This is a genomic window from Faecalibacterium sp. Marseille-Q4164, from assembly GCF_017377545.1.
GTDB classification, from domain to species: Bacteria; Bacillota; Clostridia; order Oscillospirales; family Ruminococcaceae; genus Faecalibacterium; species Faecalibacterium duncaniae.
Genome location: NZ_JAFREJ010000002.1, coordinates 22,666 through 46,705, shown reverse-complemented (window position 1 = coordinate 46,705; position 24,040 = coordinate 22,666). Strand labels below are relative to the sequence as shown.

Here is a 24,040-nt window from a genome sequence, read left to right as displayed (position 1 = left end):
GCGAGTTCCCCTTTATGCCAAGGGCCCCACTATTAGGGGCAACAGTAACAACCGCCGCCAGTGGCGGATAAAGGGCGTTGCTGTTGGGGCCGCGGCCAGCAAGACACAAGTGTTGTTTACAACACGAAGTGGATGCTGGGTGCCGCAACCCGGACCTGTCACGCGGAGCGTGACTGAGGGGTTTAACGTTCCATAAAAATTTCCTTCCCCCTGCAATAAACCAGCCGCCCGTTCCGTATTCATTACAGAACGGGCGGTTTTTCGTCCATAGTACAGGAGGTATATTTCTTATGAAGATTCTGAATACAATGCTGGGCCGTCAGGCCATTGCCGCAGCCCTGGTGCTGTCCCTTGCCATCCCCATGAGCGTCGGCGCATTTGCCGAGGAGCCTGCCGCTGCGGCTGCCGCCGATGACACCGTTGTTGCAGGCTACCTGCCCCCGCAGGATGAAAGCGTAATGCTTCAGGGCGAGATCGCGCTGCACAGCGGCGACGTTGCCGTGGGCGAGACCGACCCCGCCTACGGCGGCTACGGCGCACCGGAGGGTGACCCCATTCAGGGCGACATCATGCTGATCTCCGCTGACGAGGCAAAGACCACCGAAGTCCGGTACACCGTCAAGGGTCTGCTGGGCCGTCAGGTCCTTTACACCGCCCGGCAGGAGGGCCGTGTCCTGACGCTGGACGTGCCGGACTGCGCCGCCACCTTCCGCACCACCATTCAGGACATGAAGGCCCTGATGAATCAGGGCGTATCCACGCTGGTGCTCACCACGGAGAAGGGTTCCACCACCCTGAACCTTTCCCTGCTGTGTGAGGGCCAGACCGACACCCAGCGGGTGGTGCTGCGGCAGCTGGGCGACAGCGCTTTCCTGATGGTCGGCCTGCGCTGCCGCCGCGACCTCATCGTGGGCCGCTGAGTGGAGTGTGTTCCCCTTTCCCGCTGCAATACACGCTAATAGCAGAAGCCCCCCGCCGGTTCTCCCGGCGGGGGGCTTCTGCTGTGGCAACTTATGGTAAACGGAGAGTGGATATCAATTGAGAATGGGATTCAGGATCTCGACCAGTGCATGATACTGGGTGGCGTAAGCTTCTGCGCCGTCCTTGGGGCGGCCCGGCTCGGCCATCTCGGACTTCATCTTCTCGACGATCGGGTTATTCTCAAATTGGAGCTTCTGGCTCTTACCGCCTTTGGCTCCTGGTGCAAAGAAATCAAACATTGCCAGATGGGGCTCCAGCGTCAGGAAGCCGTGGTAGCCCTCCTCGCAGAAAGCACGGCGAAGCAGCTCAGGGATCTTGCCAAGGCCGGTGCCTGCGGGCACATTCAGCAGGTAGCCGGGCAGAGCATCCTTGATGTGGATATAAGCGATCTGGTCATGGAGCAATTCCCAGCACTCCGCGGTGTCCTGCTCACACTGGACAAAGTTGGCAAAATCAAACGCCGCCTTGAAGTGGGGGCAGGCCAGCCGGTCGAACAGCAATTTGCAGCGGGCACCGGTGTCCCCGTAGATGCCCTTCTCATTTTCATGGAGCAGGACAATGTCATGCTTTTCCGCGATCCGGATAAACTGACGCAGCTTATCCAGCACCACATCGGTATAGCCGTCTGCATCGGCATCCTTGGGGATGAGGAAGCTGAACATCCGGATGAAGGAGCAGTCCAGCAGCTTGGCCGTTTCGCAGAGCGTTTCCAGCTGCTCCAGCTGCTTGGCAAAGCCCTCTTCATCGTCCACCTCCACCTTGCCGATGGCCGTACCCAGGCTAGAAACGCCCACGCCTGCGGCCCGCAGCTTCGGCAGAAGAACGGTGCGCACTTCCTCGGGGGTGTAATCGGCAATGCCCTTGTGCTCGGCGCTGCGGATGCAGATATACTTCATCCCCAGATCCGTCACAGTTTTGAGCTGCTGGTCAAAGTCCTGGCTGATCTCATCCGCAAAACCGGAAATTTTTTCGTAAACACTCATAAGACACACCTCATTCACCGATCTTTGTTTTCCGAACTTAACAGTACTGTTCCTGGCTTGTAGTATACCACTCTTCCGGGAGCTATGTTATAATAAATCGAAGGAAAATATCAAAATTCAAAGAACGTTCATAAATTCAACGCAACCGCCAAACAGGGAGGCAAGTTCTTGTGCAATTCAACGAAAAAGAAAAAGTTCTCCAACTTTTTCGGAGAGTGGGCGAGAAAACGCGGAGGGCTATTTTGTAACATTAGGCAGCGCACAGGATATCCTTGACTCCATCGCTGCGGGCAATCCGGAGCACGCCGTTGCCCTATATCGTGCAGCATTTGACCGGGCGCTCCCCATCACGAATTCAATGTGGATGGATCATCTGCTGCTGCTCACCACGGAAAAAAGCGTCAGTGACATTGCTGCCGAGCTGGGGTTTGCCTCCGCCAGCCACCTTGGAAGCCTGTTCAAGCAGCAGGAGGGGCTGACACCCCGCCAATACCGCCTGCAGCAGCGGCAGCTGGGAAAATAACAGCAGAAGCCCCCCGCCGGGAGAACCGGCGGGGGGCTTCTCTGTATGCGAATGAGGAATTACTTCTTTGCCAGGTACTTACGGATATCGATGGCCACAGCCACGATGATGACAAGGCCCTGGACGATATAGGTGTAAGAGGAGTTGACGTTCATAAACTGCAGAGCGACCTTCATCAGCTCAAAGACCAGAACGCCGACCAGAATGCCGGGCACAGTGCCGACACCGCCGGTGGTAGAAACGCCGCCGATGGTAGAAGCCGCAATGGCATCCAGCTCATAGCCCATTGCAGTGTTGACGGATGCGCCGCCGGACTTTGCAGCCAGCAGGCAGCCTGCCAGACCGAACATGCAGGAGGCCAGGATGTAGATGCGGATCTTGGTGGCGTAAACGTTGACACCGGCAACCTCAGCAGCAGCCTCGTTGCCGCCGATGGCGTACATGTACTTGCCGTGACGGGTCTTGTTGTACAGGAACCAGAAGCACACAGCCACGACCAGGGCGATCCAGATCAGCACGGGGACCTTCAGGATGGTGTTGGAGGCCAGAGAGGTAAAGTTCTTGTTCAGGGAGCCGATGGGGGTACCGCCGGTGTAGACCAGGCAGATACCGTAGACGACCTGCTGCATACCCAGAGTTGCGATAAAGGGCTGGACCTTCAGGTAAGAAACGACCAGACCGTTGCACAGACCCACAATGGCGCAGATGGCAATGACCAGAATGAACACCACAGGGGTGGGCAGAGTGGGCATGTTGGGGTAGAACTTACCGGCAGCGCCCTCGGTCTGCGCAAAGATGCAGGCCAGGCAGGCAGCAAAACCAGCCAGACGGCCTGCGGACAGGTCGTTGCCGGTGGTGATCAGACAGCCGGAGATGCCCAGCGCGATGATGTAGCGGATGGACACGTTCTTGAACAGGTTGATCAGGTTTGCAGGTGCAAAAAAGTTCGGATGGATGATGCCGACGAACAGAGAGACGAGCAGCATCAGAACGATAATGGCATTGTTGCCCAGCCATTTCTTTACGGATTTACCCGTTAATTTCTTGGTAGCTTCCACAATAGACAGCCTCCTTGTTTACTGATTGGCCGCTGCCGTTTCGGGCGCGGTCTCAAACTGGGTAGCCAGCTCCATGATGTTCTCCTGGGTCGCGTCCTTGCCGTCGATGAAGCCGGTGACGCGGCCATCGCACATGACCATGACGCGGTTGGACATGCCAATGATCTCGCTCATTTCAGAGGAGATCATAATGATGCTCTTGCCCTGCTTGGCCAGATCGGCAATGATGCAGTAGATCTCGTACTTTGCACCAACGTCGATGCCGCGGGTGGGCTCGTCCAGGATCAGGACATCGGGGTTATTTGCCAGCCAGCGGGCGATCAGCACCTTCTGCTGGTTGCCGCCGGACAGGCTCTTGATCTGGGTCTTGGGGCTGGGCACCTTGATGGCCATCTTTTCCTTATTGGTCGCCACCAGATCCAAAATCTTCTTGTCATCCAGCATGATGGGGCCCTTGCGCAGAGCGTCCAGCGATGCAATGGAGATGTTGTCGGCCACGCTCAGCACACCCATGATGCCGGTTGCGCGGCGGTCCTCGGTCAGCAGAGCCACGCTCTTCCGGATGGCATCGCGGGGCTGCTTGATGTGGACCTCTTCACCCTTGATCCACACCCTGCCGGAGGTGTGTGCACGCAGACCAAAAATGCCTTCCATCAGCTCGGTGCGCTGTGCGCCCACCAGACCAGCCACGCCCAGGATCTCGCCCTTTTTCAGCTCAAAGCTGCAATGGCGGAAGGAGCGCGGATGGATGGAGGTGAAGTCCTCCACCTTCATCATCACTTCCTCGGAGGGGTGGTTCTCCAGCGGCGGGAACAGATTGGACAGCTCACGACCCACCATCTTGGCGATGATCTGCTCCTTGGTCATGTTGGCAACGTCCCACTTGCCGATGTAATGGCCGTCACGCATGATGGTCACTTCGTCAGCAATGACCTTGATCTCGTCCATCTTGTGGCTGATGTAAACCAGTGCAACGCCCTGCTCCTTCAGCTCACGCATGATGCGGAACAGCGATTCCACTTCGTTGGCGGTCAGGGAGGAGGTGGGCTCGTCCAGGATCAGCACCTTGCAGTTTGCGGAAACAGCCTTTGCAATTTCCACCATCTGCATCTGGGCAATGCTCAGGCTGCCCAGCTTTGCGTGGGAATTGATCTGCAGCTTCAGCTTCTTCAGCAGTGCATCGGTATCGGCATACATTTTGCTGTGGTCCACAATGGTGATGGGGCCAATCTTTTTGGTGGGGTAGCGGCCCAGCCAGATATTCTCAGCCACGGTACGGGCCGGGATGGGCTGCAACTCCTGATGCACCATGGCAATGCCGCGGCCCAGTGCTTCCAACGGGTTCGCAATAACGACCTTTTCTCCCTCGTATTCGATCTCGCCCTCGTCCATCTTGTAAATGCCGAACATGCACTTCATCAGGGTGGACTTACCGGCACCGTTTTCGCCCATCAGGGCCATAACTTTACCGGGGCGGAGCTCCAACTGCGCGTGGTCCAGCGCTTTTACGCCGGGGAAGGTCTTGACCACGCCTTTCATTACCAGACGGTATTCTGACATTCCGCAGAGCCTCCTTATCTTGCAATTTGCAGGCCGCGCGGTGCGTCCTTTCTTTCCAAAAGAAGGCGCGTGCGCCCGAGAGAAATCTCGCACGCACGCGCTTTTAAGCTTTTACCAAGCCATAGGACTCACTGCGTACCTTGCAAACGTGAGTTTTGTGCTACAGGAATTAGAGGTACTGTGCTGCGTTCTCGGTAGTGACCTTGACGTAGTCGACCCAGTAGTACTCCTCAACGTCCTTGCCCTCAACAAACAGCTGAGTAGCCTCGGCAGCAGCGGTAGCCTGGCCCACGTCGTCGTTCAGAACGGTACCGGTCATCTTGCCGTCAACAACGTTCTGGACAGCCTCTTTCAGTGCGTCAACACCGACCAGGTAGATGTCCTTGCCAACGGTACGGCCAGCCTGCTCGATGGACTGCAGAGCGCCCAGAGCCATTGCGTCGTTGTTGCAGAAGACAACTTCGATCTTCTCGCCGTACTGTGCCAGAGCGTTTGCAACGTCCTGCTGTGCGGTGGTCTGATCCCAGTTGTCCAGGTACTCGTACAGGCACTCCACTTCCTTGCCGGCATCGGTCAGAGCCTTGATGGAGTACTCGGTGCGGTACTGAGCATCGATGTTCTCGGGGTCGCCCTTGCACATGATGTAGGTGATCTTGCCGTCGCCGTTGATATCGCCCTGGGTCTCGGTCTCCAGGATCAGCTCGCCCTGGTAAGTACCGGACTGACGTGCGTCAGCGCCAACGTAGCAGCACTTGCCTGCGTAGGAATCCAGAACAGCCTTTTCGGGCTCACGGTTGATGAAGACGATGGGAGTGCCGGAGGGAGAAATGGTATCCACGATGGTCTGTGCAGAGGTGGTCTGAACAGGGTTGATGATCAGCACGTCCACACCCTGCTGCAGGAAGGTGTTGATCTGCTCGGTCTGGGTGTTCTGGTCGTTCTTGCCGTCAACGATGGTCACGGCGTAGCCCTTATCCTTCAGGTACTCTTCCAGGTCGGTGCGGTACAGGGTCATAAAGTTATCAGCAAACTGATAGATGCAGACACCGACGTTTGCGCTGCCGGTTGCAGCCTCAGAAGAAGCAGCTGCAGAGGAAGCGGCGGTAGAGGAAGCAGCAGTGGAGCTGGAGGAGCCGCCGCAGGCGGTCAGAACGCCGGCAGCACCCACAACAGCAGAAGCCTTCATAAAGTCACGACGGGAAATCATTTTCATAATCTTGTTCTCCTTCATTCGCATATCACAGCATCTCATGGAATATACTTACATGTATGTTCCATGGTTTCTGTTTGTATTATAACCGTCTGGAAAATCATTCGCAATGGGACAAGTTCACAAGATTCCGGTCATTTCTTTGTGCACTCCTCACAGTTGATATTGTTGTGTACAACATTCTTTTTGCTATGAAGCACAAAATAAGTCAAAAATGCAACATACATCCAAATTTCATGCCAAAAATCCATAAATCCTTTCAAAATGGTTACAACATCATTCTGTTCATGCAACAAATTTCTCTGTACAGAAAATGCCCGTTTTTCCCGGGAGTTTTGCACAAAACGTACATTTCCGGGAAAAACCGGGCATTTTTTTCATTTTTCACTTTTCTTTGTGTTCGCGGCGGTAGCGGGTAGGGGTGACTCCCAGCGTCTTTTTGAAGATCTTTGTAAAATAATTCACGTCCAGAATGCCCACTTCCTCGGCCACGGCGGCAATGGTGTGGTTGTTCTGCACCAGCAGCTGGGCCGCGCGGTTGACGCGCTGGGTGTTGATATAATCGATCAGAGTGCTGCCGGTCTCCTGCTTGAACAATGCCGACAGGTACGATGGGCTGATGAAGCACATGGCGGCCAGACTTTTCAGCGTCAGCGGCTCGGCCACGTTCAGGTTGACGTAGTTCATCACCTTCTGCACCGCGGGCGAATACTCCTTCAGCGAGTAGCGGCGGACATAGGCACAGTAATCCCGCGTCATCTGCCACATCATCTCGTTGGGCACCTCGTTGGCTTCCTCAATGATGCGGCTGTACTTGCTGGAAATGGCATCAATATAATAGGGATGCACCTTGCTGGGCTCAATTGCCTTGCGCAGCAGGGTGTTCAGCACGATCATCTTGTTCTTCTGCTGGTAGAGCGTCCCCTCGAACCGGCCGCCGTAGGTAAAGCGGGAGTGCTGGTGCATGGCCTCGATGGCGGCTTCCTCATCGCCCCGGGCCACCGCGTCCAGAATGCGGTTCTCCGATTCATACCGCTGCTCCAGCATGGTGACCGGGATCTCCTTCTGGAACTCCGGCTCGTGGAAATAGCGGGTATCCGGGTGGAACTGGAAGGGCAGGAATTCCTTCAGCTCCTGCACCGGGACAGTGCAACCGAACATCGTATCCACCACAACCCGCAAAGCTCCATAGAAATCGCTGGCCTCCAGGATCTTCACGCCGTTGTAGTACTCCTGCACAGCGGCCTCTCCGGCTTCCCCCAGATAGCGTCTGACCCATTTGCGGGCGCTCTGGGTGCGGGGGCCCACCGTCCAGGGTCCAATGAGAAAGACCGTGTTTTTTTCATCGGGGATGCGGAACAGGGCAAAGTGCAGCTCAAAGGTGCCCTCCACCAGCAGCAGGGTATTCTCAGGGGTGCTGTCCAGCAGCAGCTGGCCGAACTCCTGCCAGTCGAACTGGGGGTCCAGCGATCGCCGCAGGCCGTAGTCAAACTCTTCCAACCCCTCAAAGGGCGGGGTGACCCGCCGGGTCGGGATATTCTGCACCGCTGCCAGCTTTGTAAGGATCTGCAAAGGATCCACCCGCATCGTACACCGCTCCTTTTTCCTGTTGTTCCGCTCGTGCCATTGTGTCATTCCTGATATATTAGTATACATCAATTTTGAAGCAGAAACAAGCCGCCCACAGGAATTTCCCGTGGGCGGCTTGATCCGTTTCCTTACTTATTATGGCGCTGTGCCAGTGCGGCCACGTTCTCTTCCACCTTCTGTTTGGTCAGGGGGTAGATGAAGAACAGGCTCAGGGCCACGGCCACAAAGCCGATGGCGGGGGCAATACAGGAGATGTTGAAGATGCCCATGGTGACCTCCGGGTCAAAGGCAGTGGCAGCACTGTAACCGATCATGGTCAGCAGGCCGCCGGTCAGGCCGGAAGAGAACGCCTGACCCAGCTTGCGGGCAAAGGAGTAGACCGCATAGATGGTGCCGTCCTCACGGATGCCGTTGCGGACCTCGGAATCATCGATGACATCGGTGATCATTGCCCAGATGATGGTGTTGAAGAAGCCCAGGCAGATGAAGGCGGCGCAGAAGAAGCCGACATAGACCCAGACATTGGCGGGCTTGAGAACAAAGCAGATGACCTCCAGCACCGTGGCCACGATGCAGGATACGGTGGCCAGCTCTTTTTTACCGAACCGGCTGGCCAGCCTGGAGGCAAAGGGTGCGCAGACGAGCAGGATCAGCACGCTGCTCAGCAGAGAAGCGGTAGACTGGGCGGCGGCGCTGCCGTAGAAGTTGGGGAACACATAGCCTGCCATGCCCTGCATGGTCAGCATGGCCAGCAGCAGGAAGAGGGCGGCAGCAATGATGCCCAGCAGGGCACGGTTGGTGAACACGCTCTTGAGCATCTTGCCAATGTCCATCTTGCTGTTGTTGGCGGGCACATCCACACGCTCACGCACCAGGTTGAAGCAGAGCAGGTAGCAGAGGATGGCGCAGACAGAGAAAACGCCTGCAATGATGGTCATGCGGCTGCCGGAGAGGACCGTCTGGCCATTGACGGTGACGTAAGCCACCATGGGGGTGCCAACGCCGATCACAAGGCTGGCCAGGGTGCTGCCGATGGTACGCCAGGTGGACAGCTCTGCGCGGTCCTTGGGGTCAGCAGAGATGGCGGAAGCCATGGAGCCGTAAGGGATGTTGACGGAGGTGTAGAAGATGGAGCCCCATAGGATATAGGTCACAAAGAGCCATGCCACCTTGAAGCCGTAGGACATCCCGGCCAGACCGGACTGGAAGATGAGGAAGGATGCGATGGCCACAGGGCCGCACATCCGCTTGAGCCAGGGGCGGAACTTGCCGTCCTTGGTGGGATTGGAGCGGTCCACGATCTGGCCCATGGTCACATCGGTGAAGGCATCCACAAAGCGGGCGATCATCATGATCATGCCCACAACACCGGCGCTCACGCCCATCACGTCGGTATAGAACTTCATCAGGAAGCTGGACGACAGGATAAAAGTAAAATCGTTGGCGAAATCGCCGAACATATAGCCGACCTTGTCCCGCATCCCAAACGGGGTGGTCTTTTGCATTTCATTTGCCATTGTATTCTCCTTCGGTGGTCAATTCAAGCGGTACAGCGTCTCTTCTGCTGTATCCAAGTTTGTACTCCAATATTATGACAAACTTTTATCAAAAAATGTTAGAATATTTTTTAGGTGAATTCGTACAATTTTAAGGTATTATTTTTGTATATTTTCACAGTTCGTTCACATTCTGTTTTTCCTCTTTTTCCCAGCATTCACTTTTTGTGGCACTCTTTACGGAAGTTTTTAAACCCGGACGAAGATAATAGGTATTCTGCCCAGAGCAGCGCCTGTTTTCCTGAAAAAAGTCTGGATTTATTCAAAAATCTTTCTATCCCTTTTATAAAATTTCTGTCATACTGGGTATAAAGACAATAAACGCCCCTGTGGCACGCAAAATGCCGCCGGGCTGATGAATGTGAGGTCATCCTGATGAACCGCTCCCTGCTGTATCCCCGCGCTACCACCACCCGCCGTCTCATCGGCCTGGACGGGATGTGGCGTTTCAGCTTCGACCCCGAGAGCAAGGGTGTGGAGGCCGGATGGGCGCTCGAACTGCCCTCCTCTCTTTCCATGCCGGTGCCCGCCTCCTTCTGCGACCTGTTCACCGACAAGGCCTCCCGCGAATACTGCGGTGATTTCTGGTACGAGACCAGCTTTTTTGTCCCTGCGGAATGGAGCGGTTGGGACATCGTTCTCCGGTTTGGCTCGGTCACCCACCGGGCCCGGGTCTTTGTCAATGGCGTGGAGGTGGCCCAGCACGAGGGCGGCTTCCTGCCCTTTGATGCCACCGTGACCAACATCGTGCGCTACAACCAGTTCAACAAGCTCAGTGTTCTGGCGAACAACGAGCTCAGCGAGACGATGTTGCCCGCAGGCACCACCCGCACCCTTGCGGATGGCAGAAAGATCGCCGCACCCTACTTTGATTTTTACAACTACTCCGGCATCCACCGGCCCGTCTGGCTGATGGCCCTGCCCAAGGAGCGGGTGCTGGACTATTCCACCCGATACCGCCTGACCGAGACCGGGGCCGAGATCGACTATACCGTGTCCACCAACGGCCCCCACCCCGTGACTGTGGAGCTTTACGACGGCACCACCCGGGTGGCCGAAAGCTCCGGCACCACCGGCACGCTGGTGGTCAAAAACGCCAAGCTGTGGAATGTCCACGCCGCCTATCTCTACGATCTGGTCATCCGCATCCACGAGGGCAGTGCGGTGGTGGACGAGTATCTGGACCGGATCGGCATCCGCACCTTTGAGATCCGGCACGGGCGTTTCCTGCTCAACGGCAGCCCGGTCTATCTGCGGGGCTTCGGCCGGCACGAGGATGCCGACATCCGGGGCCGTGGGCTCGACCTGCCCACCGTCAAGCGGGATTTTGAGCTGATGAAGTGGATCGGCGCAAACTGCTTCCGCACCAGCCACTACCCCTACGCTGAGGAGATCTACCAGATGGCCGATGAGGAGGGCTTCCTCATCATTGACGAAGTCCCCGCCGTGGGCTTTCTGCAGAGCACAGCCAACTTCCTGGCCGCCAATCAGGGCAACGGCAGGCAGCAGGGCTTTTTTGAGAAGGAGACCACGCCTGCGCTGCTCAAGAACCACAAGGCAGCCCTGACCGATATGATCGACCGGGACAAAAACCATCCCTCGGTCATCGCATGGAGCCTGCTCAACGAGCCTCAGTGCACCAGCGCGGGCACCGAGGAATACTTCAAGCCCCTGTTCGAGCTGGCCCGCCGCCTCGACCCCCAGAAGCGCCCCCGTACTTATACGGTCCTGATGACCAGCCTGCCCGACACCAGCAAGGGCCAGCGCTTTGCCGATTTCGTCAGCCTGAACCGCTACTATGGCTGGTATGTACTGGGCGGGGCCGGGCTGGCAGATGCCGAAGCCGCCTTCCACCATGAGATGGACGGCTGGGCAAAAGTCCTGCATGGCCGCCCGCTCATCTTCACTGAGTACGGCACCGACAACCTGAGCGGTGCGCACAAGCTCCCCAGTGTGATGTGGAGTGCCGAGTACCAGAATGAATATCTGGAGATGACCCACGCCGTGTTCGACCACTACGATTTCGTGCAGGGTGAGCTGGTGTGGAATTTTGCCGATTTCCAGACCACCGAAGGCATCCTGCGGGTGGACGGCAACAAAAAAGGCATCTTTACCCGCCAGCGCCAGCCCAAGGATGCGGCGTATCTCTTCCGGGAGCGGTGGACAACTCTGCCGGTCGATTTCAAGAAGCGAAAAAAATGATCCCAGAAAACAGCAGCGCCCTGCCGGTTTGTCCCGGCAGGGCGTTGCTTGTTTGATATGCTTTTACTTGATGCAGCTCGAGCACGGGCTGTACCCTGCCGCAATGGCCTCCTCGTAGCTGGAGAAGAGGATCTGGTTCTTCTCCGCAGGGAGGTTTGCACAGCTGGGCAGGTGGAACTTTTTGCTGTTCACGTTGCCGATATACCCCTGCTGCGCGGTGGACGCTGCCGCCGGGTCGGTGTGGTTGAGCTCAGCATCGGTAGCCGTTTTCTCGGTGCGGATGGTATAGTTCTGTCCATCGGAACCGATCACAATGGCCCCCAGCAGGTCCGTGCGGTAAACATCCACGCCCGCATCCCGCAGGATGCTCAGGGTCTCCTCGTGGGGGTGGCCGTACTTGTTGTTCACACCGCAGGAGATGATGCCCATCTCGGGCAGGACGGCGTTCAGGAAGATGTAGCTCGTGCTGGTGCTGGAACCGTGGTGGCCCACCTGCAGAACATCTGCCTTCAGGTTGGCCCCGCTGTTCACAAGGTCGCGCTCCGCATCCGATTCCATATCGCCGGTGAGCAGAAAGCTGGTGGAGCCGTAATCCACCCGCAGGACGATGGAGGTATCGTTGGTGTTGTCATACTGCGCCACAGGGCCCAGCATGGTCACAGTGGCGCTGCCCAGCGGCCAGACCGTGCCCGCAGCGGGCACTTCCACCTGCAGGCCCTGCTGCTGGGTGTACTTGACGAAATCCTGAAAGCATTTGGTGGAGGCTTCCGTCACGGGGCTGTACACATGGTCTGCCGGGAAATAGGCCAGCGCAGCGGACAGGCCACCCACATGATCCTCATGGGCGTGGGAGCAGAACACATACTGCAGCTCCTCCACGCCGAGATTCTGCAGGTAAGAGACGACATAGCTGCCATCGTCCACGTTGCCGCCGTCGTAGAGCATATACTGGCCGTCACATTCCACCAGCACGCTCAGGGCCTGCCCCACATCCAGGAAGTGCATCTCGAAGTTGGCGGTCTGGCCGTCTCCGGCAGGCTGGGCAGTGCTGACCGTAGGGGTGCTGCTGCCCGGCACCACCGCCGAGGCATCACAGGCGGCAAGGCCAAGGGCCAGCGCCGCCGCCAGGGCCAGAGCGGCAATGCGCCGCCAGAGGCTTACTTTTTCTTTTTTGAAGTTTTCCACGATGTATTCTCTTTCTGTTGATCATTCTTCGGCTTACGGGGTGCCGTGCCGTTGGGCGCAAAGCGTGCGCCGGGGCTGGGCTGGCGGCCGCCTGCGGTGCGGGCCGGGGCGGCTCCGCGGCTCTGATTCCTGCCTCCCCTGCCCTTGTTGGAGCGGACGGTATAGGTGCCGTCGTTGTGGATGGTCACCTCGGCAGGCTCGGCCCGGCGGGCAGAGCGCTGGACCGCGCGGCGGCCCTCGGCGGGCACCAGCAGCGGGATCAGGTCCTCCCTGTGGGTCATTTTCAGCGCTTTGATGACCTTTTCGGCATTGCGGGGCTCGTAATACTGGAGCAGGGCGCGCTGGAGCGCTTTTCCCTCCGCAGTCTTTTCCACGAACACAGGCTTGAGGGTGTAGGGGTCAAGGCCGGTGTAGAACATGCAGGTGCTCACCGTGCCGGGGGTGGGATAGAAATCCTGCACCTGCTCGGGGCGCATGTGGTTTTTGTAGAGATACTCGGCCAGATAGACGGCATCGCTCAGGGTGCTGCCCGGGTGGCTGGACATCAGGTAGGGCACGAGGTACTGCTTTTTGCCCGCCTTCTTGCTCAGCTCGTAGAACTTATCCTTGAACTTGTTGAAGGTCTGGATGGGCGGCTTGCCCATGTAGGCCAGTGTGTTGGGGGCGCAGTGCTCCGGGGCCACCTTCAGCTGGCCGGAGACGTGATACTCCACCAGCTCCTTGAAGAAGGTGTCGTCCGGGTCAGCCATCAGGTAATCGAACCGGATGCCGCTGCGGATGAACACCTTTTTCACGCCGGGCAGTTCCCGGACACGGCGCAGGATCTTGAGGTAATCGCTGTGATCCACGATCATGTGGGAGCAGGTGGTGGGGGCCAGGCAGTGCTTGCCGCCATTGCACATGCCCCGCAGCATCTGCTCCCGGCAGGACGGGAACCGGAAGTTGGCGGTGGGGCCGCCGATATCGTGGATGTAGCCCTTGAAATCAGGCTCATGGGTCATCCGCTCGGCCTCGGCCACAATGCTGTCGGCACTGCGGCTGGTGACCCGGCGGCCCTGATGCAGCTGGATGGCGCAGAAGTTGCAGCCGCCGAAGCAGCCGCGGTTCTGGATGATGGAGAACTGCACCTCCCGGATGGCAGGCACGCCGCCCATGCTCTCGTAGATGGGGTGGTAGCGGCGGGTGTAGGGCAGCGCATACACCTTGTCCAGCTCCCAGCGCACCAACGGCTTTGCCGGGATGTTCTGCACAAGGTACTTTTCACTCTGCTTCTGGACAATGATCTGGCCGCTGACCACATCCTGATTGTCCATCTGGATGCGGCAGGCTTTGGCGTAGGCCACCTTATCGGAGGCCACTTTCCGGAAACCGGCGCACTCCACATACTTTTCGGGCAGGTGGTCGAAATCGGTCAGGTAGCAGGTGCCATCCACATCGGTGATGGACTCCACCGGCTCCCCTGCCGCCAGCCGCCGGGCGATCTCCACGGTCTGGTGCTCGCCCATGCCAAAGCTGATGAGATCGGCTCCGGAGTCCTCTGCAATGCTGGGCAGAACGGTGTCCAGCCAGTAATCGTAGTGGGCAAACCGGCGCAGAGAAGCCTCCAGACCGCCCAGGATCACAGGCAGGTCGGGGTAGGCCTCCTTGGCCAGCCTGGTGTAAACGGTGGCGCTGCGGTCAGGCCGCGCGCCGCCGATGCCGCCGGGAGAGTATTCGTCCTCGGCACGCGGAATTTTTGCCACGGAGTAGTGGCTCACCATGCTGTCCACGTTGCCGCCGCCGATGAAAAAGCCGTACTTCGGCCTGCCGAACCGCTTGAAGTCCTCGCAGTCGGAATAACGGGGCTGGGCCAGCACGCCGACCTTATAGCCCTCGGCCTCCAGCAGGCGGCTGATGATGGCGGTGCCAAAGCTGGGGTGGTCAACGTAGGCATCGCCGCCCACCACCACAAAGTCCAGCTGATCCCACCCCCGGGCTTCCATGTCCGCCCGGCTGATGGGAAGAAATTCGGTATAGATCGGGGAAGTATTTTCCTGCATATCCTTTATATCCTCACTTCACACTTATGAAGTCTTTTAGAACGCAATTCATCTCATTATACGGAAAGATCTAACGGCAAATCCGAAATATCTTTCAATCTTTTTCCTTCCACCAATGTTTTAAGTGTTTCTATCACATCTGCCCGTTCTGTTGAGTTAACTGACGCGATCAATTCCGGCAATGCAAAGTGATATACACAATCAATGTCCCCTGTCCCAAGTGCAAGTGATGCAATTCTGGATGGAAGAGGTTCTCCCGTGACAACAACAATATGCGGAAGATGCCCTTTTCTATTACGAATCAGATTTAATGCTTCCGTACGACTGTTTTGTGCTCGATCAGATCTCATTGTCCATTTTGCCGAAACAGAAGCATGTAAGATTGCTTTGCCACCATTCTTTTCTCTCAAATCAGCATACCGACACACAGTATCATTTACGATAGGTTCTGTTGCGTTTATTTCCTCATCAGAACAAAGGTTTCGGTAAACAACAATATCAGGTGCTACCATATAGTCATTTCCAATCATAGCTGACAATTTTCTGTTAGCTTTTGTCAGTTCGGTCAAATACGCCAAATGTTCATATTGAGCGAATGTTGATGTTTTCGTCCTGCTTCTATTTCCAAGTTTAAGGACTTCCCAATTGCCCGGTCTAAGATGTTGCAGCTGTGGGAACGTTCTCTTTACAAACTCCATCGTAAGCATTTCAAATGACGCTCCTGCTGTTTGACCTGCAACACGCTCATTGGTTTCTGCCATCAGCTGCTCGGCAATTCCTTTAGCAATCATTACAGATATCACACTGTCTTTGTCTGCATTTGTGGCAACACCATTTGCATTGATTGCCAATGTACCAGTCTGCAGCAGTCTCTCATGGTATCTCTTGCGTTCCATTGCAATCAAGACTTCATCTTTCGGCATTTTCTAAGCACCTCCTGATTTCAATTCCAACAGCCTGCGCCACCGGTGGCGGAAAAGCATTGCCGATCATTCTACAGGCAATAGTCTTTTTGCTTCCAAAAGTCCATGTGTCTGGAAAACCTTGGATGCGTGCCATCATTCGACTGGTCAGACGTGGCATCCCGTCAAAATCCTGTTCCGGTGCCTCATTTGCAATTCCCTTTCCGTCAACGCCAAGCTCTGCCCATGCATTTTTTGCTCTTGTCGGGCCAAGGTCCGGTCCGCCATGCTTTTTAGAGCCTCCAACCAGTGTAGGTGCAATCCTATCAGCTCCTTCAGCCCATTTTTTTGCACCTTTCCATCCATTTTGTGACATCAGATCGCACAGTGTCTCTCCAACCGTAGGAGATTCTCTTGGATGCTCTTGTGGATATTCAAATGCCCCTGCCTGATCTTTTCGGATTCCAACTATAACAACCCTTGGACGAAGCTGGGGCACCCCATAATCTGAGGCATTCAATAATTTAATGTGTGTAACATACCCTAGCTTCTTTATCTCTGTAAAAATATGGTCTCGGTATTCCTCGAAGCCAGAGTCCAGAAAACCTCGAACATTTTCCAGCATAACAGCTCTTGGACGAATCTCTCGAATCAAACGAATTGCTTCCGGAAACAGGTCACGCTCATCATCCTTACCTAATTGCTTTCCTGCAACAGAAAACGGCGGGCATGGGACACCTCCTGCCAGCAAGTCCACTCCTTCATATGGATGACCATCAAACTTATGGACATCTGCACAAATAACATTCCATTCCGGACGGTTCGCTTTCAGAACATTACAGTACTCTTGTTCATATTCAACAAGTGCAACATGGACAAAACCCGCCATTGCAAGACCCAAAGCCTGCCCTCCCGCACCTGCACATATTTCAACACACGTTAAAGGCCGTCGCATTAGTTATTGCTCCTATATAAAACTATAATTATTCCTCCGGCTGATTCATCTGCATCTCCAGCCACTGCTGGCGGCTGATGAGGACAGCGCGGGGCTTGGCACCCTCATAGGGGCCGATGATGCCCTTCTGCTCCATCTCATCCATGATGCGGGCGGCGCGGGCATAACCCAGCTTACAGCGGCGCTGCAGCAGGCTGGTGGATGCCTGCCCGGCATCGATGACCACCTCAACGGCCTGCTTGAGCATCGGGTCGCTGCCGGTCTCCTCATCCGCATCTGCAGAGGATGCGCCCTTCTTGCCATCCTGAATGGCGTGCTTTTCCATGGCTTCGATCATGGCCTCGTCGTACTGGACGGTGGCGCTCTGCTTGATGAAGTCCAGCACGCGGCTGATCTCCTCATCCCGCACAAAGGTGCCCTGGATACGCACCGGCTTGGGCGCGCCCACAGGCATAAAAAGCATGTCGCCCTGGCCCAGCAGCTTCTCGGCACCGGCACCATCCAGAATGGTGCGGCTGTCCACCTGGCTGGACACGGCAAAGGCAATGCGGCTGGGGATGTTGGCCTTGATCAGGCCGGTGATGACATCCACGCTGGGGCGCTGGGTGGCAACGATGAGGTGCATTCCGGCGGCACGGGCCTTCTGGGCAATGCGGCAGATGGAATCCTCCACGTCCTTGCCCACGACCATCATCAGATCGGCCAGCTCGTCGATGATGATGGCGATATAGGGCATCTTTTCCAGCATGGGATCGGTGGCCGCCAGCTTGTTGAAGGATTTGATGTCACGGACATTGTTTTCCGCAAACAGGTGGTAGCGGCGCTCCATCTCCTGCACCGCGCTGCTCAATGCACCCGCCGCCTTTTTCGGCTCGGTGATGACGGGCATCAGCAGGTGGGGGATGCCGTTGTACTCTGCCAGCTCCACCACCTTGGGGTCGATGAGCATGAGCTTCACGTCCTCGGGGCTGGAGCGGAACAGGATGCTGATGATGATGCTGTTCACACAGACAGATTTACCGCTGCCGGTGCTGCCCGCGATGAGCAGATGGGGCATCTTGCACAGGTCGGCCACCTGGGCCACACCGGCAATGTCCTTGCCCAGCGCCACGCCCAAGGGCGAAGTCATCCGCAGGAAGGCCTGGCTTTCAAAGACACTGCGGATAAAAACGGGGGTCTTTTTGTGGTTGGGCACCTCGATGCCCACGGCAGGTTTGCCGGGGATGGGTGCTTCCATGCGGACATCGGCCACGGCAAGGTTCAGGGCGATATCATCGGCCAGCGAGGTGATGCGGCTGATCTTCACGCCCGCCATGGGCTGGACCTCGTACCGGGTAACGGAGGGGCCCCGCGAGATATCCAGCACCCGGGTGCGCACGCCGAAGCTTTCCAGCGTGTCCACCAGCTTCTGGGCGTTGGCCTTCAGCTCGTCCTGGGCACCGGGGTCCCCCTCCTCGGCAGACTTTTCAAACAGCTCGATGCTGGGGTACTGATACTGGAAGGTCTCCACCACCTCCGGCTCCTCGGCCGGGGCGGTGGCGGCAGCCTGCTCGCCTGCGGCGGGTTTTTCCATGGCAGCCGCCACCAGCGTGTTCAGGTCTTTTTCCTCCACCGGTTCGCTGGTAATGCTGATCCAGCCGTCCTCGTCCGGTTCACTGCGCATGGCCACCGCGTTTTCCGCGCTGACCCGCACCGGCACCACCGGCTCATCCGTAGTGGGCAGGGTGGGGGTCTGGAACACCGGCATCTCAGGCTGCACGGGCTCTGCCGGTGCAGCCGCAGGGGCTTCCGGGGCCGCAGGCGGCACGGTGGGATTCACCACCGGGGCCGGAGCAGGCGATCCGGCGGGCGCGAAGAAATCCTCGGCGGCAGTCTCCACGGCATCCGGCACCACCGGTTTGACGATGGCCCGGGGCGGGGCCTTTTGGAGCGGGTCCTGCCCAAAGGTGCCGCCCGGCCCGATGATGATGGGCTCAATGGGCTCGCTTCCGCCCTCGGAAACAGAGGTATCCGGCCCAAGATCAATATCAAACGCCGCGCGGGGATGGTTGGAGGTCACCTTGACCGGCTCAAAGGCTGGGGCAGGCTGGGCGGGAGCCGGTTCCGGCTCCACCGGCGCAGGCGGCTCGTAGCCCAGAGAATCGTCCACGGGAGCAGGTTCCGCTTCGCCTTCCATCTCCTTGGTCACCTTGTGGCCCCAGCTGAACACGCCGGACAGCCACCCGGGCACCGGAATGCCGCCGGGCACGTCTTCCTCATCGAAATTATCATCGTAATCGTCCGCAGGTTCCTCGGCGCAGTACTCCTCTTCCGCCTGCCGGGCCGCAAGGCGCTCAGCACGGCGGGCGGCGTTCTGCTCATAGACCGCCACGCCTTTTTCATGCACACCGCCGCCCACATTGCAGAGCCACTGCCAGCACTCGGCAGGGGTGATATCAAAAATATACAGGCTGGCGCACAGGGCCAGCACCGCCATGACCAGATTGGCCGCAGGCCGCCCGCAGAGCAGGAGCAGGTTGCCGCCCAGCAGAGTGCCCAGCACGCCGCCGCCCAGCCAGGCGTTTGCGCCGTTCTGGTAGCAGGCAGCGATCATCTGGGCAGCGGTCAAGTCGGCGGAGATATCCGAAAACACGATGACCGTGCCGCTGGCAAAGATCAGCCCCAGCAGCAGCTTGAACACCTGCATCAGCAGGTCCTGCCCCCGGGTGTAGAGGATGGCCAGATAGCACACCGCCGCGCCCAGCACAAAGCTGCCGCAGCCGAACAGCCCGAATAGGATCTGGTGGGCGCTCTTCCAGACGGAGTCCCCCTCCACGAACGCCAGCACGATGAGCAGCAGCCCCACAAACAGGGTGCCCAGCCCCGCCGGCATCCGCTCCTCGGCCCGGCTTTTTCTGCGTGCAGACGCGCGCTTTGCAGTTGTTTTTCGCTTTCGTTTTGCCATTTTCTGTTCTGACCCCTGTCCTTTGTTCCCATAGTATTCGATTCTTTCATTATACCACGGGTTGGGTCAAGTGGCAATTATAGAATGCAGACCGGTTTGACCCTTGAATGCCGCGTGCGGCATCCATTCTGCACAGATAAGGCAGCAAGCAAAAATGCAGTACCTTCCATGCGAGAAAGCGCAGAGAAGGTACTGCATTTTTTAATTTCAGCCCCATTCAGGGTGCAAAAACATCCATAACATCGGTACACCACTTCAGCTGCCGGGCAAACTTTTCCCGCAGGACATCGTCACTGCCGCTGCCCTTGAAAAGCCCCTTGTTGTTTTCCACGGCAAAATACAGGGTGCCGTCCCGGTGCAGGCTTCTGCTGAAGCTGCCCTCGGCTGTTCCGGCCAGGGCCAGTAGCTTCCGGCATTTTTCCTCCGTCAGACAGACGTTCCGGGCGGTGTCATCGTCTGCTGTCAGCTTGAACTGCTGTTCAAAGCCGTCCACGGGGTTTTGCACCGATGCGCTCCGGACAAGCTGCCCCAGCTTCCCTCTTGGGGTAAAGGTCAGGCTCACCGGCATTGGTGTACCGTACCGGCAGATGCCCCACAGACCGGCGTAGACCGTGTCATAGGACGGCGCATTGACCACAGTGGGGTCGTCTGGGTCCGTATAGCTGACATCCCGGTCCAGTTCGATGCTACACAGCTCCACCTCATAGCCCCGGTACTTTGCCCGGACGTGTTCCCCGCCGGTCATGCGGTCATACTGGGGCAGCGGAAGCCCCGATTCTCCAAAGCAGGTGATCCGGCCATTGGGTGCAAACTGCACCTCCTGAAACACGGCATCCAGCACCACCGGAACGATGCGGCGATCCGCATCCTGCCGTGCGGCCTCCTTCCGGCTGCTGTGCAGCCACCCCAGAAGAAGCACCACTGCGATCACAAAGAGCATTCCATAGGGCATAGTGTCCTCCTTTCCTCTGTCCGGCTCAGCCGCAGATGTTAAAGTACAGGCTGGCGTAGGGGTCCAGCGGGGAAAGATCCATGATGTTGCCCTCAGGGCTGACATTTTCCAAGTTGTCCAGCGCCATGGCATCGGCATAATTGTCCGGCTGCGCCTGTGCGGCAAACACCAGCCCATCGTAATCCTCGGGCAGATAGACCACATAGCTCTTGGTAAAGATCTTGTCGTCACTGGTGCTGCTCATATTCCAGTCGGTGGAGAAGAAGAACTCGATGTCGTAAGCGTTGTCGTTCCAGTACACTGTGTGATAATAATGGTTCTTGTCCCGGCCCGTATCTCCTCTGGCGGTGGATGCCGTGAGCCATGTGCCGGTATAGGCATCGTAGAGCTCGCTGGAGATGTAGGTTTCGTAGGTCTGTCCAAAGTAGGGGATGGAGGAATCCGGGATGTAGCAGACCGCATCGAACTGGATCTCCCGGATGCCGTCGTGGGTCACATCGTTATACTTTGTCACCTGCCAGTAGCACAGGTCGGTGTTGTAGCCGCTGCCCTTTCCGGTAAAGCTGCACACGCCGCTGTCCAGCTGGATGGGGTCAGAGGAATCCACGGCGGCATTGATCTCCAGCCCATTTTTCTCAAAGCAGGTCGCCCGGGAGACGATGGCATCCACCGGGTGCAGCGCATCCGAAGACCCCACCTCCAGCAGGTCGCCGCTGACGGAAAGATCCAGCCGCATCTGCGGGGTATCATCGTCGAAATAGAGATCCATACCGTATTCGTCCGCATCTGCCGTGCCGGTGTAAATGGCCTCATCCTCAGAGTTGACGAATTCAAAGGTGCTGTCCTCATGGACACGGAGCCAGAGGTCGATGTCGTAATAGCCCCACAGACCGATATAATCATTGAGGTAGTCGTAACCATCCATGGCACTGACCTCCTCCACAGAGGAAGCCGTGCTGACGGCAGCCGGAGCACTGCTGGCCGGGGCAGCACCGCCGCAGCCGGTACAGAGGATGCCTCCCGCCAGCAGAAGGCCGGCAAGGGGCAGCAGACGTGTTTTGTGTTTCATGGTCGTTTTCTCCTCTTCAAAGTTTCTGCCCCGCTGCCCAGACAAACAGCAGCGTCAGCAGGATATACGCCGCATCCAGCATTGCCGCCATGATGCACAGGACCTGAAGCCCCCGGCGCAGCCGGGGCTTCCGCGGCAAAAGCCGGGGCAGCACATACAGCCCGGCCAGCGTCAGCACAAGCAGCAGAACCGATCGTTCCAGTGTCATATTCTCAGCCCTCAATTCACCAGCTCAAGCTGATCGCAGATGTTGTAGAACACATCCTGCATGTCGTCTGCCTCATCAGCAATGGTGCCAAAGGCATAGAGATAGGTGTAGTCGTCGGTGTCTACCGTGTAGACCATCCATTCCCGCTGGTCCTCCCCCGATCCTGTGGTGTACCAGACAATGTACACCGGGTAGGAAAGATTCTGGGTGTAGTCCTCATCCTGGAAGCAGGTGACGTTATAGGGTTCTCCCTCGCCGGTATCCAGGGCCGCAAATTGGGCGGCATATTCTGCGTATTCCTCCACGGTCTCGTCGGTCCGCAGCGACTGGAACGCCATATCCACCACCAGCACCGAACCGTCCTGGGTCATATCCTCATAGGTGTAAGTGCCATCCTCGTAGTTCTCGTTCATCAGGTTTTCCATGCTGGTAAAGGGCAGGCCGCCGCCCACCAGCACCGGGATACTCGCCACGTCCGAAGAGGCAGGGATCAGGTCGCCCCGGCCGTCCTCCGGCGGGATGACCTCATAGGCTCCCGCCTTGTCGGTGTCCGAAGCCGTTCCTGCGGCCTCGGAACTGCTGCAGCCGGTCAGGGAAAAGACCAGCAGTGCGGCAAGCAAAAGTGCAATGTGTTTCATTTGTCGTTCCTCCTGTTTCAGAACAGCTCCGTATTCTGCGCCACAGCTTCCATCAAACCCTTCATCAGGTCAACCGAGTCCTGAAAACTGCGGCGGTATTCCTCAATGATCTTCGGGTCGATATCCTTGGAAACAGCCATGATCTGCCGGTCGGTGGCAAAAGCGGCAAACATCAGATCCCCCCGGAAGCTCATCCGCAGTTCCCGGGCATCCACTGCCCTCCGCAGCTGCTGCTCCCAGTTTTCCAACTCCGGGCCAAAGCCGGGGCGGGGGCTTCCGGGCAGGACGAACGCTTCCTGCGCCACCGGCCTGCGCATCCGGCAGACCAGAAACAACCCCTTGAAGATCGTTTTGGAGCAGGTGCGGGTGTTGTGTGGGTCGTCGGGCATGGGGTCCCGCACCTCCCAGACATGGGTGAGGGAAGCGTTGTGCATGGCAAAGGGGATGCCCTGATAGCTGCCCTCGTAGCTGCCGCGGGCACTGGCAGATTCCCATTCCTCCGGAAAAAGCCCGGAACGCCGCACCAGTTCATTGCTCATGGGCCACTGTTTGTGCTCCGGCTGCGGGCCAAAGGCCTTGCGCAGTGCATCCAGAAAGCCGTCGCCCAGCTGCCCGAGGATCAAAGCGCTCTGCATGGCGTGGATCAGCTGGATCAAAAATACCGCTGCTACGATCACAAGCATCACGATGACGCAGCCCGCTGCAAAGCTTTCAAGCAGGATGCCTGCCAGAACACCCAGCACGGCACCTGCAATGCAGCCGTAGGCGCAGAGGTTTGCCAAATGGCCGTAAAACAGGATGCGGCGGGAAAACTCCTCATCCGGCATCTTTTCCTGCGGGGCACGGTTCCGTTTCCTCATACCGCATCACTCCCATCAGCACCCGACGGTGCTGCTCACTTTTTTGCCCATCTTGTCTGCCTTATCGTAGCCGTTGTACTCCGGAACAAAGAAGGTCTTGGCCATCACGTTGTTGTAGCTGGTGTCCCAGTAGATCACAGTCCACATATAGGCATCCATCTCATCGTTCCAGATATAGCCCCGCATGGTTGCAACACGGTTGGTGGCGCTGCTCTCATCCACCACTTCCCAGGAGGTATCGGGCCACTGACCGCCGTACAGCTGCTGGAAATCATACTCCAGATATTCCTCTGCGTAGTCCAGAACAAAGTCATCATCGGAGCCGGTATAGTCCAGGTATTCATTGGTGATCCTGCGGCAGACCGCAAAACCACAGTCGTCCCATTCGGGGTTCGCCACCACCAGTGCGTCGTCCAGAACGTCCAGCACATAATACTCATAAGGGTAATAGGTCTGCACATGAACGGTCTTGTCCTTGACGTGCATCCGGTTGCCTTTGTCGGTAAAGGTCAGGTCGTGGCCGGATGCATAGGCGCTGAGTGCCAGCGTCATGGTCAGCAGCGCAGCCGCAAAGAACCCAAGGGTGCGTTTCATCGTGTTTTTCATAAAAATGCCTCCCTATTGC

Annotated in this window: 20 protein-coding genes; 3 read left to right on the top strand and 17 right to left on the bottom strand. The window is 57.4% G+C overall.

The window, feature by feature from the left end:
- Positions 1-290 precede the first annotated feature (290 nt).
- Positions 291-920 carry a transcriptional regulator, IclR family protein gene (locus J3352_RS03325; protein WP_097773497.1) on the top strand — a complete coding sequence of 210 codons (630 nt, stop codon included), beginning with the start codon at positions 291-293 and terminating at the stop codon, positions 918-920.
- 114 nt (positions 921-1,034) lie between these two features.
- Here the strand turns inward: J3352_RS03325 and J3352_RS03320 are convergent, their stop codons facing one another.
- Positions 1,035-1,964: a sugar phosphate isomerase/epimerase gene (locus J3352_RS03320; RefSeq protein WP_156065635.1), complete on the bottom strand. Its 930-nt coding sequence runs from the start codon at positions 1,962-1,964 to the stop codon at positions 1,035-1,037.
- A 364-nt stretch (positions 1,965-2,328) separates the two neighbouring features.
- On the opposite strand from J3352_RS03320, the gene J3352_RS03315 reads away from it, so the two are divergent.
- Entirely contained in the window at positions 2,329-2,487 is a 159-nt protein-coding gene (locus tag J3352_RS03315) for a helix-turn-helix domain-containing protein (protein ID WP_197036518.1), read from the top strand.
- A gap of 59 nt (positions 2,488-2,546) precedes the next feature.
- Here J3352_RS03315 and J3352_RS03310 read toward each other — a convergent pair whose 3' ends face one another.
- From J3352_RS03310 to J3352_RS03290, 5 genes are all read right to left on the bottom strand, one after another.
- Entirely contained in the window at positions 2,547-3,545 is a 999-nt protein-coding gene (locus tag J3352_RS03310; protein WP_005931572.1) for a beta-methylgalactoside transporter, read from the bottom strand.
- Positions 3,546-3,563: 18 nt separating this feature from the next.
- Entirely contained in the window at positions 3,564-5,105 is a 1,542-nt protein-coding gene (locus J3352_RS03305) for a sugar ABC transporter ATP-binding protein (RefSeq protein WP_156058487.1), read from the bottom strand.
- A 169-nt stretch (positions 5,106-5,274) separates the two neighbouring features.
- Complete coding sequence (locus J3352_RS03300; protein ID WP_242699857.1) at positions 5,275-6,318, bottom strand: substrate-binding domain-containing protein; 1,044 nt, start codon at positions 6,316-6,318, stop codon at positions 5,275-5,277.
- 381 nt (positions 6,319-6,699) lie between these two features.
- A complete protein-coding gene (locus tag J3352_RS03295; protein WP_035393717.1) occupies positions 6,700-7,902 on the bottom strand; it encodes an AraC family transcriptional regulator in 1,203 nt (400 codons plus the stop codon).
- A gap of 131 nt (positions 7,903-8,033) precedes the next feature.
- Complete coding sequence (locus tag J3352_RS03290) at positions 8,034-9,422, bottom strand: MFS transporter (RefSeq protein WP_156065639.1); 1,389 nt, start codon at positions 9,420-9,422, stop codon at positions 8,034-8,036.
- Between the two features lie 414 nt (positions 9,423-9,836).
- Here J3352_RS03290 and uidA point away from each other — a divergent pair, with 414 nt between their 5' ends.
- The gene (gene uidA / locus J3352_RS03285) at positions 9,837-11,663 is read left to right on the top strand and encodes a beta-glucuronidase (RefSeq protein ID WP_156065641.1); all 1,827 of its coding nucleotides are present in this window, start codon (positions 9,837-9,839) and stop codon (positions 11,661-11,663) included.
- Between the two features lie 63 nt (positions 11,664-11,726).
- Here uidA and J3352_RS03280 read toward each other — a convergent pair whose 3' ends face one another.
- From J3352_RS03280 to J3352_RS03230, 11 genes are all read right to left on the bottom strand, one after another.
- Positions 11,727-12,848 (bottom strand): MBL fold metallo-hydrolase, encoded by a 1,122-nt coding sequence (locus J3352_RS03280; protein ID WP_097773491.1) that lies wholly within the window; start codon positions 12,846-12,848, stop codon positions 11,727-11,729.
- Positions 12,821-14,887: a YgiQ family radical SAM protein gene (locus J3352_RS03275; protein WP_097773490.1), complete on the bottom strand. Its 2,067-nt coding sequence runs from the start codon at positions 14,885-14,887 to the stop codon at positions 12,821-12,823. Before J3352_RS03275 ends, J3352_RS03280 begins: the two co-directional genes overlap by 28 nt.
- Positions 14,888-14,943: 56 nt before the next feature.
- Entirely contained in the window at positions 14,944-15,810 is an 867-nt protein-coding gene (locus J3352_RS03270) for an NgoMIV family type II restriction endonuclease (protein WP_005931608.1), read from the bottom strand.
- Entirely contained in the window at positions 15,797-16,744 is a 948-nt protein-coding gene (locus tag J3352_RS03265) for a DNA cytosine methyltransferase (protein ID WP_035393721.1), read from the bottom strand. The genes J3352_RS03270 and J3352_RS03265 overlap by 14 nt, the downstream gene beginning before the upstream one ends.
- A 28-nt stretch (positions 16,745-16,772) precedes the next feature.
- Positions 16,773-19,688, bottom strand: a complete 2,916-nt coding sequence (locus tag J3352_RS03260) for a DNA translocase FtsK (RefSeq protein ID WP_035393724.1) — start codon at positions 19,686-19,688, stop codon at positions 16,773-16,775.
- A 217-nt stretch (positions 19,689-19,905) separates the two neighbouring features.
- A complete protein-coding gene (locus J3352_RS03255) occupies positions 19,906-20,640 on the bottom strand; it encodes a DUF3137 domain-containing protein (protein WP_197036519.1) in 735 nt (244 codons plus the stop codon).
- A 25-nt stretch (positions 20,641-20,665) separates the two neighbouring features.
- A complete protein-coding gene (locus J3352_RS03250; protein WP_005931619.1) occupies positions 20,666-21,709 on the bottom strand; it encodes a hypothetical protein in 1,044 nt (347 codons plus the stop codon).
- Between the two features lie 16 nt (positions 21,710-21,725).
- A complete protein-coding gene (locus tag J3352_RS03245) occupies positions 21,726-21,917 on the bottom strand; it encodes a hypothetical protein (protein ID WP_005931622.1) in 192 nt (63 codons plus the stop codon).
- Between the two features lie 11 nt (positions 21,918-21,928).
- The gene (locus tag J3352_RS03240) at positions 21,929-22,555 is read right to left on the bottom strand and encodes a hypothetical protein (RefSeq protein ID WP_005931626.1); all 627 of its coding nucleotides are present in this window, start codon (positions 22,553-22,555) and stop codon (positions 21,929-21,931) included.
- A gap of 17 nt (positions 22,556-22,572) precedes the next feature.
- Positions 22,573-23,415 carry a hypothetical protein gene (locus J3352_RS03235; RefSeq protein WP_005931628.1) on the bottom strand — a complete coding sequence of 281 codons (843 nt, stop codon included), beginning with the start codon at positions 23,413-23,415 and terminating at the stop codon, positions 22,573-22,575.
- A gap of 15 nt (positions 23,416-23,430) precedes the next feature.
- Complete coding sequence (locus J3352_RS03230) at positions 23,431-24,021, bottom strand: hypothetical protein (protein ID WP_005931631.1); 591 nt, start codon at positions 24,019-24,021, stop codon at positions 23,431-23,433.
- Between the last annotated feature and the right edge of the window lie 19 nt (positions 24,022-24,040).

What these genes read in the sequence shown, in the direction of transcription:
- J3352_RS03325 (WP_097773497.1), top strand. Translation starts at nt 291, where the DNA reads ATGAAGATTCTGAATACAATGCTGGGCCGTCAGGCCATTGCCGCAGCC.
- J3352_RS03320 (WP_156065635.1), bottom strand. Translation starts at nt 1,964, where the DNA reads ATGAGTGTTTACGAAAAAATTTCCGGTTTTGCGGATGAGATCAGCCAG.
- J3352_RS03315 (WP_197036518.1), top strand. Translation starts at nt 2,329, where the DNA reads ATGGATCATCTGCTGCTGCTCACCACGGAAAAAAGCGTCAGTGACATT.
- J3352_RS03305 (WP_156058487.1), bottom strand. Translation starts at nt 5,105, where the DNA reads ATGTCAGAATACCGTCTGGTAATGAAAGGCGTGGTCAAGACCTTCCCC.
- J3352_RS03300 (WP_242699857.1), bottom strand. Translation starts at nt 6,318, where the DNA reads ATGAAAATGATTTCCCGTCGTGACTTTATGAAGGCTTCTGCTGTTGTG.
- J3352_RS03295 (WP_035393717.1), bottom strand. Translation starts at nt 7,902, where the DNA reads ATGCGGGTGGATCCTTTGCAGATCCTTACAAAGCTGGCAGCGGTGCAG.
- J3352_RS03290 (WP_156065639.1), bottom strand. Translation starts at nt 9,422, where the DNA reads ATGGCAAATGAAATGCAAAAGACCACCCCGTTTGGGATGCGGGACAAG.
- uidA (WP_156065641.1), top strand. Translation starts at nt 9,837, where the DNA reads ATGAACCGCTCCCTGCTGTATCCCCGCGCTACCACCACCCGCCGTCTC.
- J3352_RS03275 (WP_097773490.1), bottom strand. Translation starts at nt 14,887, where the DNA reads ATGCAGGAAAATACTTCCCCGATCTATACCGAATTTCTTCCCATCAGC.
- J3352_RS03270 (WP_005931608.1), bottom strand. Translation starts at nt 15,810, where the DNA reads ATGCCGAAAGATGAAGTCTTGATTGCAATGGAACGCAAGAGATACCAT.
- J3352_RS03265 (WP_035393721.1), bottom strand. Translation starts at nt 16,744, where the DNA reads ATGCGACGGCCTTTAACGTGTGTTGAAATATGTGCAGGTGCGGGAGGG.
- J3352_RS03260 (WP_035393724.1), bottom strand. Translation starts at nt 19,688, where the DNA reads ATGGCAAAACGAAAGCGAAAAACAACTGCAAAGCGCGCGTCTGCACGC.
- J3352_RS03255 (WP_197036519.1), bottom strand. Translation starts at nt 20,640, where the DNA reads ATGCCCTATGGAATGCTCTTTGTGATCGCAGTGGTGCTTCTTCTGGGG.
- J3352_RS03250 (WP_005931619.1), bottom strand. Translation starts at nt 21,709, where the DNA reads ATGAAACACAAAACACGTCTGCTGCCCCTTGCCGGCCTTCTGCTGGCG.
- J3352_RS03245 (WP_005931622.1), bottom strand. Translation starts at nt 21,917, where the DNA reads ATGACACTGGAACGATCGGTTCTGCTGCTTGTGCTGACGCTGGCCGGG.
- J3352_RS03240 (WP_005931626.1), bottom strand. Translation starts at nt 22,555, where the DNA reads ATGAAACACATTGCACTTTTGCTTGCCGCACTGCTGGTCTTTTCCCTG.
- J3352_RS03235 (WP_005931628.1), bottom strand. Translation starts at nt 23,415, where the DNA reads ATGAGGAAACGGAACCGTGCCCCGCAGGAAAAGATGCCGGATGAGGAG.
- J3352_RS03230 (WP_005931631.1), bottom strand. Translation starts at nt 24,021, where the DNA reads ATGAAAAACACGATGAAACGCACCCTTGGGTTCTTTGCGGCTGCGCTG.